Annotated in this window: 14 protein-coding genes and 2 pseudogenes; 5 read left to right on the top strand and 11 right to left on the bottom strand. The window is 71.7% G+C overall.

What is annotated here, in order from left to right; genetic code table 11:
* The 6 genes and pseudogenes from AS97_RS02090 to AS97_RS02065 form a co-directional block, all read right to left on the bottom strand.
* Complete coding sequence (locus AS97_RS02090; RefSeq protein WP_247204888.1) at positions 1-333, bottom strand: hypothetical protein; 333 nt, start codon at positions 331-333, stop codon at positions 1-3.
* A 163-nt stretch (positions 334-496) separates the two neighbouring features.
* A pseudogene (locus AS97_RS02085) lies at positions 497-1,000 on the bottom strand (class II aldolase/adducin family protein); the annotation flags it as partial.
* Positions 997-2,277: a 3-oxo-tetronate kinase gene (otnK, locus tag AS97_RS02080; protein WP_059146379.1), complete on the bottom strand. Its 1,281-nt coding sequence runs from the start codon at positions 2,275-2,277 to the stop codon at positions 997-999. The pseudogene AS97_RS02085 and the gene otnK, both read right to left, overlap by 4 nt.
* Position 2,278: 1 nt before the next feature.
* Positions 2,279-3,196, bottom strand: a complete 918-nt coding sequence (gene ltnD / locus AS97_RS02075) for an L-threonate dehydrogenase (RefSeq protein ID WP_059146378.1) — start codon at positions 3,194-3,196, stop codon at positions 2,279-2,281.
* Positions 3,197-3,780: 584 nt separating this feature from the next.
* A complete protein-coding gene (locus AS97_RS02070; RefSeq protein WP_059146376.1) occupies positions 3,781-3,978 on the bottom strand; it encodes a hypothetical protein in 198 nt (65 codons plus the stop codon).
* A gap of 158 nt (positions 3,979-4,136) precedes the next feature.
* Complete coding sequence (locus tag AS97_RS02065) at positions 4,137-4,631, bottom strand: hypothetical protein (RefSeq protein WP_210567455.1); 495 nt, start codon at positions 4,629-4,631, stop codon at positions 4,137-4,139.
* Positions 4,632-5,148: 517 nt separating this feature from the next.
* Here AS97_RS02065 and AS97_RS02055 point away from each other — a divergent pair.
* Positions 5,149-6,099 carry an aminoglycoside phosphotransferase gene (locus AS97_RS02055; RefSeq protein ID WP_210564232.1) on the top strand — a complete coding sequence of 317 codons (951 nt, stop codon included), beginning with the start codon at positions 5,149-5,151 and terminating at the stop codon, positions 6,097-6,099.
* Here AS97_RS02055 and AS97_RS02050 read toward each other — a convergent pair.
* The 4 genes from AS97_RS02050 to AS97_RS02035 all read right to left on the bottom strand — a co-directional run bounded on the left by AS97_RS02050 (position 6,068) and on the right by AS97_RS02035 (position 9,472).
* Positions 6,068-6,949, bottom strand: coding sequence for a fructosamine kinase family protein (locus AS97_RS02050; protein ID WP_210564231.1), 882 nt, complete (start codon positions 6,947-6,949; stop codon positions 6,068-6,070). The two genes, AS97_RS02055 and AS97_RS02050, sit on opposite strands and share 32 nt — an antisense overlap.
* Positions 6,946-7,410 (bottom strand): low molecular weight protein-tyrosine-phosphatase, encoded by a 465-nt coding sequence (locus AS97_RS02045; protein WP_059146429.1) that lies wholly within the window; start codon positions 7,408-7,410, stop codon positions 6,946-6,948. Before AS97_RS02045 ends, AS97_RS02050 begins: the two co-directional genes overlap by 4 nt.
* Before the next feature lie 161 nt (positions 7,411-7,571).
* Positions 7,572-8,759, bottom strand: a complete 1,188-nt coding sequence (locus AS97_RS02040) for a GDSL-type esterase/lipase family protein (RefSeq protein WP_210564230.1) — start codon at positions 8,757-8,759, stop codon at positions 7,572-7,574.
* A gap of 143 nt (positions 8,760-8,902) precedes the next feature.
* Entirely contained in the window at positions 8,903-9,472 is a 570-nt protein-coding gene (locus AS97_RS02035; protein WP_059146371.1) for a TetR-like C-terminal domain-containing protein, read from the bottom strand.
* Between the two features lie 71 nt (positions 9,473-9,543).
* Here AS97_RS02035 and AS97_RS02030 point away from each other — a divergent pair, with 71 nt between their 5' ends.
* Positions 9,544-10,035: an FBP domain-containing protein gene (locus AS97_RS02030; protein WP_086707807.1), complete on the top strand. Its 492-nt coding sequence runs from the start codon at positions 9,544-9,546 to the stop codon at positions 10,033-10,035.
* Between the two features lie 87 nt (positions 10,036-10,122).
* Here the strand turns inward: AS97_RS02030 and AS97_RS02025 are convergent, their stop codons facing one another.
* Positions 10,123-10,545: a spore-associated protein A gene (locus AS97_RS02025; protein WP_210564229.1), complete on the bottom strand. Its 423-nt coding sequence runs from the start codon at positions 10,543-10,545 to the stop codon at positions 10,123-10,125.
* A 548-nt stretch (positions 10,546-11,093) separates the two neighbouring features.
* On the opposite strand from AS97_RS02025, the gene AS97_RS02020 reads away from it, so the two are divergent.
* The 3 genes and pseudogenes from AS97_RS02020 to AS97_RS02010 form a co-directional block, all read left to right on the top strand.
* On the top strand, positions 11,094-11,303 hold the full coding sequence (locus AS97_RS02020; RefSeq protein WP_228052485.1) for a hypothetical protein: 210 nt from the start codon (positions 11,094-11,096) through the stop codon (positions 11,301-11,303).
* Positions 11,304-11,515: 212 nt separating this feature from the next.
* Positions 11,516-11,659, top strand: a complete 144-nt coding sequence (locus AS97_RS48425) for a hypothetical protein (protein WP_282615670.1) — start codon at positions 11,516-11,518, stop codon at positions 11,657-11,659.
* Positions 11,660-12,292: 633 nt separating this feature from the next.
* Positions 12,293-12,507, top strand: a pseudogene (locus AS97_RS02010) (XRE family transcriptional regulator); the annotation flags it as partial.
* Between the last annotated feature and the right edge of the window lie 142 nt (positions 12,508-12,649).

Genomic DNA, 12,649 nt, shown 5'->3' with positions numbered 1-12,649 from the left:
TCAGCGGTTGACGATGTGCTTCTTGGCGGTGAGCACCGCGGCGGCGCCGACGACCAGGCTGAACGCCAGGACGTGCATCGGGATCGACGCCGAGCCGGTGGCGTCCTTGAGCGCGCCGGTCATGTAGGAGCTGACGAAGCCGACGAGGTTGCCCACCGAGTTGATCATGGCGAGGCCCGCCGCGGTGGCGGTGCCGCTCAGAAACGCGGTGGGGAGCGACCAGAACAGCGGAGCGCAGGTCAGCACCCCGGCCGCGGCGATGGACAGTGCGGTCGGGGACAGCGCGGTCGAGCCGTTCCAGACGGCGGACAGCGAGAATCCGACGGCGCCCATGAGGCTCGGGATGACCAGGTGCCAGTGGCGCTCGCGGCGTTCGTCCGCAGCGAGCGCGGCCAGGAACGAAGGTCAGGGCGTACTGGCCCATCACGAAGCAGAAGTGGACGGCGAGGGCGGCGGCCGCCTCCGGGCCCCAGACCACGGGGCCGAGCCGGTCGAGCAGGACGGCCCTGATCGGCGTGCGGCTCGCCTGGTGGTCGGCGATCCGGGCGGTCACCAGGTCGGCCACGCGCGGGTCGCCGGGGCGGTGGTAGGGGATGAGCGGAACGTGCCCGACCTTCATCACGAAGTAGGGCGTGATGGGCGGGAGCACGTCGTCCTGGCTCCACACACCGGCCAAGGTGAGCGCGACCAGGTGGGTGGAGTGGGTGTGGATGACGAAGCGGGCCGTGGGGTCGGCCGCGTAGATGCGTCGATGGAGCGTCAGGGTCTTGCTCGCGCGGTCGCCCGCGATCTGCTCACCCTGGGCGTCGACCAGCGCGAGGCGGTCGCGCTCGAGGAAACCCAGGGCGGCGTCGGTGGGTGTGATCAGATGGCGGTCGCCCACCCTGGCGCTGATGTTCCCGGCGCTGGCGTGCACATAGCCCCTGTTGAACAGGCTCGTGCCCACCCGGACGATCTCGTCGCACGCCTCGTCCACGGCGGCGTCGAGGAACTCGGTCATGAGACCTCCCGGTCGAGCAGGGCGAACGAGTCGGTGAAGAACGCGGGGCCACCGAAGTTGCCGGACTTCAGGGTGATGTGGAGCGTGTCCCCGCCGGGAAGCGGCGTCGCGCACCAGGGCACACCGGGGTCGATCTGCGGTCCGATCCGCAGTCCGGTGATGCCGAGCGCCCGGACGACCGCTCCCGAGGTCTCGCCGCCCGCCACGACGAGTTGTCGGACACCGCGCTCCACGAGGCCCTGGGCCACGCGGGCCAGGGTCCGCTCCACCAGTTCGCCGGCCTCGGTGGCGCCGAGCTTGCTCTGGACAGTGCGGACCGCCTCGGGCGTCTCGGTGGAGTAGAAGAGGACAGGACCGTCGGACAGGTGGGACTCGGCGAAGGCGAGGGCCTGACCGGACACGTCCTCACCGGCCGCGATACGCAGCGGATCCACGCTGAACGCGGGCCGGCCGGCGCGCAGGAACTCCAGGACCTGGCGGTTGGTGGCGGTGGAGACCGATCCGGAGATGACGGCCCGGTGGCCGCCGGGTGGTGGCAGCTGTGCGGCGGCGGGGGTCGGTGTGAAGCCCCAGTTCGCGGGCAGCCCGATGGCCAGGCCCGAACCGGCGGTCACCAGGGGCAGCCCCCGGACCGCCGCGCCGAGACGCACCAGGTCCTCGTTGGAGACGGCGTCGGCAATGGCGATCCCGGTGCCCTGCTCGCGCAGCTCGTCGGTCCGGGCCCGGACCGCCTCGGCACCACGGCCGACGACCGTGTGGTCGATCAGGCCGACCGCCCGTGTGGTCTGCGCACCCAGGACCGAGACGAGATTGGGGTCGGTCATGGGGGTGAGCGGGTGATGGCGCATACCGCTCTCGCTGAGCAGCACGTCGCCGACGAAGAGATGGCCCTTGAAGACCGTGCGCCCGTTGTCGGGGAACGCGGGCGTGGCGATCGTGAAGTCGGTGCCGAGCGCGTCCATCAGGGCCTCGGTGACCGGCCCGATGTTCCCGGCCGGTGTCGAGTCGAAGGTGGAGCAGTACTTGAAGTAGATCTGCTCGGCGCCCGCGGACCGCAGCCAGGCGAGGGCCCGCAGCGATGCCTCGACGGCGTCGGCGGCCGGAACCGTCCGCGACTTGAGCGCGATGACCACGGCGTCCGCGTCCAGCGGTTCCTCGGCGCCGCCGGGCGGCACATCGATCAGCTGGACCACGCGCATGCCCGCGCGCACCAGGTTGTTGGCCAGGTCCGTGGCGCCGGTGAAGTCGTCGGCGATGCAGCCGAGTCGGATTCCCATCTCAGGCCTCCGCCGGCTGCGGCAGGTCGACCCCGGGGAAGATCTTGATGACCGCGCTGTCGTCCTCGGCACCCAGACCCGACGCCGACGCCTGGAGGAACATCTGATGAGCCGTGGCGGCCAGGGGGAGCGGGAACCGCTCCGTCCGTGCGGAATCGAGGACGAGCCCCAGGTCCTTGACGAAGATGTCGACCGCGGAGAGGGCCGTGTAGTCACCGGCGAGCACATGGGCCATCCGGTTCTCGAACATCCACGAATCGCCGGCGCTGTGCGTGATGACCTCGTAGAGCGCCTCGGCCGGCACACCGGCCTTCAGACCCAGCGCCATCGCCTCGGCCGCGGCGGCGATGTGCACACCCGCGAGCAACTGATTCACGATCTTGACCTTGGAACCGAGGCCGGCCTGCTCACCCAGGCGGTAGACCGTGGCGCTCATGGCCTCGAGCACCGGGTCGGCGACCGCGTACGCCGCGGCGGAGCCCGACGTCATCATGGTCAGCTCTCCGGCCGCGGCGCGCGCGGCACCACCGGAGATGGGGGCGTCCAGGTAGAGCACACCCCGCTCGGCCAGCCGTCCCCCGAGCTCAGCGGACCAGCCCGGGTCGACCGTGGAGCACATCACGAAGACGGCCCCCGGGCGGAGCCGGGCGGCGGCCCCGTCGGCGCCGAACAGCACCGACTCGACCTGGGCCGCGTTGACCACGACACCGACCACGACGTCCACCGCGGCCGCCAGGTCGCCGGGGGAGGCGAACGCCGTCCCGCCGTCGCGGGCGAAGCCCTCGGCCACCTCCGGTCGCAGATCGTGGACCCCGACCTCGTAGCCCGCTTTCCGCAGGCTGCGAGCCATACCGAGTCCCATGGCCCCGAGCCCCACCACGCCCACGCGTGGCTGTGCCGGCCTGTCCTGGTCGCTCATGCCCCTCCTCGTCCTTGCCGTGCCTATGGGGGAGCGCCGCCCTGCTGTGCCGGCCGAAGGCGCAATCGGCCTCCGGCCTCGGCAGCGATCGGGTCATATGATGACCTGAAGACAAGGCTCCCGCATACCGTGACGTCCGTCACATGGCATGGGGTGGAGTCGGATGGGACGTGGCGAGGCAGGGCACGGCGGGCCCTCGCGGCAAGGGGTGCCGGAAGGCGCATGAGGCGTGGCAGGCATACGTACGGGACCCGCCTGTGAGACGGGTCCCGCGTCAGGTGCACGGCCGGAACGGCGGCCACGGCCAGGAGGAATCCGGCATCCTCCTGCTGACCGCGGCCGCACGGCATGGTGCTCAGCTGTGCTTCGCCGTGACCCCGTACAGGGCGATGTCGACCTTTCCGTCGTGGGCCACGAACTTGCCCTCGACGCGGTCGCCCAGCCGGCAGCTGGAGGTCGCACTTCGTAGGAGGCGACGTAGAGGCTGGTCCCTTCGAGGCGGAACGAGGCGACTTCGCTCGTCTCGTCGTGGATCTGCCCGGCCATCGCCGAGGCCAGGGCGCCGACGGCGAGTGCCGGTGCGGTCAACGGCGGCGAACGGCCGCGAACAGGCGTGTGCCGTACGCGGCGTCGGCGCGGCCCAGCGCGGCACCGACGTCCTCGGGGCCTTCGGGGCAGAGGACCTCGATTCCGGGAACGGCCTCCATGAGCTTGCCGGGCCAGGACCGTGTCCCGTCCGGCAGCGGGAGGACCATGACGAGGGTGAAGGTGGCTGTGGTCATGCTGCTCCCTCTGCTGTCTGTGCCGTGGTTCCCGTCATGGCTATCACCTCTCCCCGCGCGTTGGCCGCGCGCAGCGCCTGGAGCCGGGCAGGCGAGGCCAGGCCCGCGTGGTAGGAGAGAATCCGCTGAGCACCGGCGGCTCGCAGCCGCGCCACCCGTTAGGCGAGCTGGGCGGGGTGCTCCTCCAGCACGGACACATTGGCGATGACCGGCGGTGCGCTGCTGCGCACCGCCTCCTCGATTCGGGCCACCGCCCGGGCTTCGTCATCCCAGCATGTGAGGACGAAGGCGGTGGCCCGGTCGTCGAAGTGGCCCAGGTCGAGACCGCTGTCGGGGCCCATCGCCTGCGGGTCGCCGTCCGCCATCAGAAGGACCTCCCGGCTGGGCGCCGCCACGATGCGTAGCGTCAACTCCTCGATGACGGACTGGCGGTGACGCGGCAGAGCTTGTGCCGCCTGCTCACCCGGCGACTCGGCGAACGCGCTCGGAGCGCGCACACCGTCGCGCAGCTCCGCGTCGAGGGTACGGCGCACCGCCTGTGCGACACCGGCGCGCGGCGAAGAGGGGGCGCGCCGGCGGCGCGTGCCGATCACCGATGTCGGCACGGCGGCAGGGGTGCCCACCTCCACCGTGTCCCGTGTTCTCAACGGCACGGCCCGGGGCCGAACCCCGAACGGGCGCGCCGGGTGCACAGTGCGGTCGCCAACTGGGCTATCGCCCCAATGCCGCTGCCCAGGGCCCGGTGCGCGGCGAGGCCGGCGCCATCGGCGTGCTCGTGCCCGACCTGTCCAACCCGTACTTTCCGGATGTTCTGACATCCGTCCCGGTGGAACGCCGGCAGCTCGGCCGTCAGCACCGCCGGCGCGGCGAGCACCCGCCCCGCGTCCAGGGCGACCGGCCCCGCGTCCAGGGCGACCGGCCCCGCGCGTCCCCCGTCGCGTCACCCCACCGGGCCCACCGCGCCCCCGGCGCCCGGCCCGCCGGACCGCCCCCGCCCCGCGCCGGCGCCGTCGTACCGCTGTCCACCCGCTCCACCATGGCTTCCCATCCGCGTGATCCCGCCCCCCAAGACGGGCCACCAGGCGGATCGGTTTCCGCTCACGGGGTGGCGGCACGGGCCGCCGGATATTCCGGTGACGGTGGCCCACCCGCTCTCTAGGATCGGACACTGTGCTCTCCCGTCCATCCTTCATCAGTGACGAAGCGATCGCGCATGCCATCGCCGCCCATTGGCTGCCGGAAGCCGCCGAGGTGGCGTATCTGCCCTGGGGTTTCGGCGCACACCACTGGCGGGTGACCGGTGGCGGCAGGACCCTGTTCGTGACGTTGGACCAGCTGGAGCCGCGGCATACCGAGGCGACGCTGGAGGCCGCCTATGCGGGGGCGGCGGCGCTGGCCGCAGCCGGTGTGGACGTGGTGTGCGCGCCGTTGCCCGCCCGGTCGTCCGGCCGGTTCACCGTCGGCGTCGAGGCGGGCGCGCTCAGCGTGACGCCCTGGCTGGACGGACGGAGCCCCACCGAGGAGGAGGCGAGCCGATCCCCGCACGTCCGCGAGGTCGAGGCCGCGCTGGCCGCGCTGCACCGCGCCACACCGCCACCCGGTCTGCGGCACTGGACTCCCCAGGTCGGCCCCGGGTTCGCGGGCGAGCTGCGGGCCCGGACCGCCCGGCCCTGGACATCCGGCCCGCTGGCGGAGGAGGCGCGGGCCGCGATCGCCGCACACGATGCCGCGATCATCCGCTGGACGGACCGCTACCTCCACCTCGCGGACCTCGCCCACTCCCGCCGGGACCAATGGGTGACAACCCACGGCGAGCCGCACAACGACAACCAGGTGATGGGCGCGTGCGGGCTGAAGCTCGTGGACTGGGAGTCGCTGGCCCTCGCGCCACGCGAGCGGGACTACGCCGATCTGCTCGCGGCCGGAGCGGGTGACCGGCTGCGCCCCGACCCGGCGATGGTCGAGCTGTTCGCGCTCGACTGGCGCCTTTCCGAAATCGCCGAGTACGCGCGTTGGTTCGCCGCCCCGCACACCGGCACGGACGACGACCACACCGCTCTGGAAGGGCTGCACGAGGAATTGCGGCAGGTCAGCGAGCCAGGGCTGCCCGGGACACCGTGAGTGCCCGCCCGGCGTAGCCGCGGCCGAACAGCACGGTGTGTACCAGCAGGGGGAAGAGCTGGTGCAGCCCGATGCGGTCGGCCCAGCCCTCGGCGAGCGGTGCCACATCCTGGTAGCCGTCCATCACCTGGTCGAGATGCGGGCAGCCGAACAGGTGGAGCATCGCCAGATCGGTTTCCCGGTGGCCACCGTGCGCGGCCGGATCGATCAGCCACGCCTGTCCGTCGGCACCCCACAGGACATTGCCGTTCCACAGGTCGCCGTGCAGCCGGGCGGGTGGCTCGGCGGGTCCGGCCAGCTCGGGCAGCCGCTCGCATGCGCGCTCGATCACCTCGGCCTCGCCGTGGCGCACCGTGCCGTCGTCGACGGCGCGGCGCAGATAGGGCAGCACCCGGTGTTCGGCGTACCAGTGCGGCCAGTCGGAGCCCGGGACGTTGCGCATCGGGGCCGGCCCGATGTACGCGTCCGTGGGGCCGTCGGGCGGCGGGGCGCCGAAGGCGGGCGCGCCGACGGCGTGCAAGGCGGCCAGGTCGCGGCCGAACCGGGCCGCTGCCCTGGTCCCCGGCCTGCCGACCGGCACCTGGTCGGTGACCAGCCAGTCCCGGTCGTGGCCGTGCACCACCGGGACGCGGACCGTGCCCGCGTCGGCCAGCCAGCGCAGCCCCGCCGCTTCGGCCGGTGCCGCGCCGGGACCGTCGCCCCGTTTGACCATCACCGTCTGCCCGCCGTCGAGGGTGACTACGGTGAGCGTTGCGGACAGCGGCCGCCGACCGGTCACCGGGCGGCCGGTGAGGCGGGCCGCCGCGGCACCGGGGTCCTCGCCCGCCTCGGCCGCTGGACGGGCACTCATGAGCCGAGGCGCTCGCGCACCCAGGCCAGCAGGCCGGGCATCGCGGCTTCGATCATGGCCAGCACCTCGTCGAACCCTTCCGGGCCGCCGTAGTACGGGTCGGGCACATCCAGGTCACCGGTCGCGTCCGGATCGAAGGACCGCAGCATCCTGACCCGGGACGGATCGTCGACCAGCCGGCGCAACGCCTTCTCGTGACCGCGGTCCATCGCCAGGAACAGCTCGGCGTCCCTGTGCTCGGCGCCGATCTGGGCCGCGACATGCCCGACCGGATAGCCGTGCCGTGCCAGCAGTGCGCCGGCCCGTTCATCGATGGGCTCACCGGCGTGCCAGGGGCCGATACCGGCGCTGCTGACCCGTACCGCGCCGTCGAGTCCGGCCCGGCGCAGATGCTCGGCGAAGACCAGCGCGGCGGACGGCGACCGGCAGATGTTCCCGCTGCAGACGAAGCAGATGTGCACGGCCACCAGGGTAGGGCCTGGCGCTCCGGTGGCGCAGGGGGCGGGGCGGCCGTCCAGAGCGGCCGGACCCGCCGGTTGTACCGGCCGGAGCCCGGCGTTACGGACCGGAGCCCGGCGTCGTACCTGACGGAGCCCTGCGTCACGCCGGCCGGAGCCCGGCGTCAGGCGCTGTGGTCCGCGAACGGACCACCGTCGGCGAAGGCCAGCGCGGCGAAGCGTTCCCCGATACGGCGGTGGGTGGCGGCGTCCGGGTGGAGCTCGTCGGGCAGCGGCAGCTCGTCGGCGTCGGCCTCGCCGTAGAGGTCGAGGCCATCGAGGTAGTGGAGGTGGGGGTCGTCGGCCGCCCGCTGCTTCACGATCCGGGACAGCTCCTCCCGGATGACGCGCAGTGTCAGCTTCCCCGCGGCGCGCTCGGCGGGGTCGCCGGTGGCCCGGAACCGCAGCTTTCCGGCGCTGAGCGCGCTCACGTCGAAGGCCGCGGGGCCGGGCGTGTCCTCGTGGATGGGGCACAGGATGGCGGAGACGACCAGCAGTGGCGTGGTGGGATGCCCCTCGCGGATCGTGTCGAGGAAGCCGTGCACCGCCGGGGTGAAGGCGCGCAGCCGCATCAGGTCGGCGTTGACCAGGTTGATGCCGATCTTGATGCTGATCAGGTCGGCGGGGGTGTCCCGCATCGTGCGGGCGGTGAACGGGTCGAGCAGCGCGCTGCCGCCCAGGCCCAGGTTGACCAGTTCCACACCGCCGAGGGAGGCGGCGAGCGCGGGCCAGATGGCGGTGGGGCTCGTGGCGTCGGAACCGTGGCTGATCGAACTGCCGTGGTGCAGCCACACCTTGCGGCCCTGGTCCGGTACGGGCTCGATGGGGGCGTCCGTGCGCAGGGCGACGAGTTCGGTGGTCTCGTTGTGCGGCAGCCAGAGCTCGACGGTCTTGACGCCGCCGGGCAGGTCGGTGAAGCGGAGGGTGCCGACCGGGCCCGGGCGGCTCTCGGCCGTCCCGGTGGCCAGGTCGATGGCCAGCGTGTTGCCGCCGGTCACCGTGGACTGCCCGGCCAGGCGACCGTCGACGAGCAGGTCGTACACGCCGTCCGGGCGGGGCGGGGCGCCCGCGTAGACCCGCTTGGTGGGCAGCGTGTCCAGTTCGACGGCGGTGGCCCGGGTCCGGAAGACCAGCCGTACGCCGGAGGGCTGGGCCTCCGCCATGGCGAGTTGTCCGTCGGCGTACTGGGCGCGGGCCCAGCCGGGCAGCCGGTGCGGCAGCACCCCGTGTGCGGTGTGCTCCAGGTCGAGGGCGCCCCGCAGGATGTCCGCGGTGATGGGCGTGGTGATCCAGTCGTGTTCGGTGGTGTGCATGGTCCCAGCCTGTTGATCACGGATGTGTGGATGGATGTGGGGGCGGACGGGCGGCGGACGGATGGATCGGCTGTGCCGATGCGCCGCGAGGCTGACCGCCTCCGGCACGCTGCCGCGCTCCTGAGTGCTGCCGTGGCACCGTGTCAGGGCGCGGGCCAGTTCCGCAGCAGGGCGTCGAGGGCGTCCAGGGTCCGCGACCAGCTTTCCTCGCTGTCGGGGGCGCTGTGGCTGAACCCGCCTGCCAACTCGAGGCTGACGTAGCCGTGGAAGACGCTGCCCAGCAGCCGGACCGCGTGCGTCTGGTCCGGCTCGGTCAGGTCGTAGCCGCGCAGGATCGCCCGCGTCATCTGTGAGTGCCGGACGCCGGCGCTGGCGGCCGCCGCTTCCGGGTCGAGCCTGAGCTGGGCCGCGGCGTAGCGGCCGGGATGCTCGCGGGCGTAGTCGCGGTAGACGTTGGCGAAGGCGGTCAGGGCGTCCTTTCCGGCCCGCCCGGCCAGGGCCTCGGCGGCCCGGTCGGCAAGCTCCTCCAGGGCGAGCAGGGCGATCCTGGTCTTGAGGTCGTGGCCGTTCTTCAGGTGCGAGTAGAGACTCGCGACCTTGACGTCGAACCGTCTGGCCAGCGCAGAGACGGTCACCTGGTCGAAGCCGAGCTCGTCGGCCAGCTCCGCTCCCGCCTGGGTCAGCCGTTCCGTGGTCAGTCCTACCCGTCCCATGCCCTTCCTCTCCTTCGGCAGAACTGATTATGCATTTGCCTAACACCTTTAGGCAAATTAGCCTGCGTTCTATGAAGCCGCTGACTGAGCAAGAGATCCGTGCCGCGTTCGTGAACTGCAGCAAGGGCGAGGCGAAGCGCCTGTCCGTCCCGCGCGACCTGGCCGACCGGCCCTGGGATGACCTGGACTTCCTCGGCTGGCGAGATCCTCAGGCACCCGACCGTGCCTACCTGGTCACCGAACTGGACGCCCGCCCGATCGCCGTCGCGCTGCGCTGCCCCGGCCCTGCCTCCTGGCAGGTACGGCGCAGCATGTGCTCGATGTGCCTGACGGCCCACACGGGCGGCGTCTCCCTGATGGTCGCGCCGAAGGCGGGGAAGGCCAGGCAGCAGGGCAACTCGGTCGGCGACTACATATGCAGCGACCTCGCCTGCTCGCTCTATGTGCGGGGCAAGAAGGACGCGGGCGCGGGCTCACGGCCTCAGGAGTCGCTCACCCTGGAGGAGAAGATCCAGCGGACCGTGGCGAATGTGGCCGCGTTCCTCGCCAAGGTGACCGCATAGCCCATACCGCCCGGTCGCAGAGCGGTGCCCCGCACGCCGTCGCGTGCGGGGCACCGGGCCGGTTGGTCGGGTGTCAACCGCAGCGTGTCAGCCGCAGTTGGTCTCGGCCTTCTCGAAACGCACACCGTCGATCCAGCCCCACCAGTCCACGCAGGTGCCTCGTGCGCTCACGTAGATCGGTCCCGCGTAGGAGCGGTAGTCGCCGCTGTCGTAGATGTCGTGGATCTCCGTGTCGCTCCGTGAGAGGTAGATGGTCATCGGCACCGGCTCGCCGGCCACGTTCCGGATCGCGACCAGGCAGTTCTTGCCCGTGGCGGAGCTGTAGGTGAGATACGCCGTGCCCTTGTCCCCGACCTCGGTGGAGTTGACGACCGTATAGCCGGAGCCGCAGGCGCCGTTGTACGCAACGCGGGAGGCGGTCGCGGAGGCCCCGGGCGCGGCCGCCATGAGGGCGGCAGCGCCGGCGCCGGTCACTGCCGCGATGGCCAGGGCGCGCTTGGGGTGAGTCACTGGTTCCCCGTTCGTAGGGTGTTCCGTGCTGTCGGTAAAGTGCCGCGGGTTGATTTCCCGGTCACTACGACCCGCCATCCGGCCGGTGAGTTGTCCCCCCGCACCGTTACGGGTCTGTCCGCACTGTCACCCACGCGTAACGGCGGCACGGGCTACGCGCCGTGCCAATCCGGGGGCGGGAGTGGACTGCTCGCGCGAGGAACGTCAGCCGAAAAGGGGCTGACGGTCGCCGGGCGACCAGTGGAAGGGATAGCGAACTCTGTGGAACATGTGTCCACTGAAGCGGCGTTCCGGGCGTGCTGTCCGTTCACCTCCCCGCAGCCCCTCCTGTTGCTGACGCGAGTAGATCGGGCATGTGGTGTGGTGTTTTGGTGGAGGGGATGAGGGTGTTTTCGGGTGCTTCTTCGGTGCTTTTGCTGGACGGGCTGTCGTTGCTGGGTGAGGGTGTCCCCGGCGGTTCTGGCGATGGTGCGTCTCTCTTAGACTGTGCCGGTCCCCAAGTTGATCGGAGCACCCCTATGCGTCGCCTTGCCGCCGCCCTTTTGGTAATGACCGCTTTTGCCTCGCTCGCCGGCTGCGCGCAGGATTTCGACCGGGGCCCTGATGGGACGGTCTCCGACAAGGTCAAGGACGGAAAGAAGTTCTACTTGGTCGTGGATCCGGCCAAGGGCGGCGACGAGAAGAAGTTCCGCGTCAGCAAGTACGACTATCACGACTGCAACCGGGGTTCGAAGTACCCCAAGTGCGTTGACGATTAATCAGCTCGTCTTCGCCTCGATCGCAGGGTCGGCCGTGCCTTTCGGTCGACCCGCCATCTCTTCGGGCCGAAACCTCTGGCCTGGAACTCCCCGGCCCGGAAGGGCCCCAGCCTCCGCACTCCCACCGCGTTCGCGACAGGAGTGATTGAGCGTGCGATGACGTGTGCGTTGCGGAGAGCGATGGGGAGAGGGTTTGCCCGGAGGTGAGCCCTGTGCCCGCTGAGGACGAGTTGTTCAGCGCTGTCGACGCGCTGCTGGAGCAGGTCGCCCAGGACGAACTGCCGGCACCCGCGGAGCGCAAGAGGCTGCGCGAGGCCGCGGGGCTGAGCCAGGCCGGGATCGCCAAGGCGCTGTGACATCCGATGGGCAGCGGTGGGCGACTGGGAATCCGGCAAGACCGAGCCACGGCAGCCGAAGCGTGCCGCGTACGCCCTGCTTCTGAAGGGACTGGCCGCCCGCTTCCCCGCCCCAGCGGCGGGCTCGGCACCCACCGCTCCTGAGCCGTCACCGCCTGCCCAGCCCACCCCGACGCGGACTCCGCCCCGGGCCAGGGCCATTCCCCCGAGCGGAGTCCGCAGCGGCCCGGGGCGACCGCCGCACAGGACACGACCCAGCGACTCGCCACGGCCCCGGCTCGGCGGGCCCGTCCGCACCGACCATCCGCATCGCGGCGCCCGGACGCGATGGCACGGGTGGCGGGGGCGGCCGGGACCACCGCCGCCACCCCGACGCCCACCATGCCGTGGACCCGCGCTTCGCCCACGGCCCGCTGGCGGTCGTGGATGTCGTGGACGGCCAGGTCTGGGCGTACTGCGCCGGCGGCCTGATCCTGGACATCCCGGCCAAGTTCCTCCCGTCCCTGGTGGAGTGGACTCTGGCCGAGGCGCGGCTGGGCGCACCGCGGCTGAACCGCAACGTCAGGGACGCCGACCCCCGTTCTGGTGCTCACGGACGCGGCCGCGGTGCCCTTCGGCCCTCCGGCCCGGCTGACCGACGAGGAGCGGCTGCGCCACCTCACCCAGGCGCCCGCCGCAGTGCGCCGCCCGTCTCTTCGACGCCCAGGAACAGGGCGCCCCCGAACAGCGACTGCTCGACATCGCGGCCGAGGGCCTGCAGGAGATCTACTTTCAAGGACCGCGGCCGCCGCGCCCAGGGCCTGCTGGTGGAGTTCACCGACATCGACTCCATCGAGGTCGACCCGTAAGGAGCGGGATGACGCGCCCGGGTGCCCGGGCCGGATCGATTTCGTAGCTGCCCGCTGCTGGTGAGGACAGCTCCGCGGCCCTGGAGACCGCCATGTTCGTAGCCTCCGTTGGGTGAAGTCCCTCTCGAATTGACGAGGATCT

The sequence above is a fragment of the Streptomyces sp. AgN23 genome, assembly GCF_001598115.1.
GTDB lineage: Bacteria > Actinomycetota > Actinomycetes > Streptomycetales > Streptomycetaceae > Streptomyces > Streptomyces antimycoticus.
Note: the sequence above shows the minus strand (reverse complement) of the source record. Positions and strands in the feature narration are given on the sequence as shown.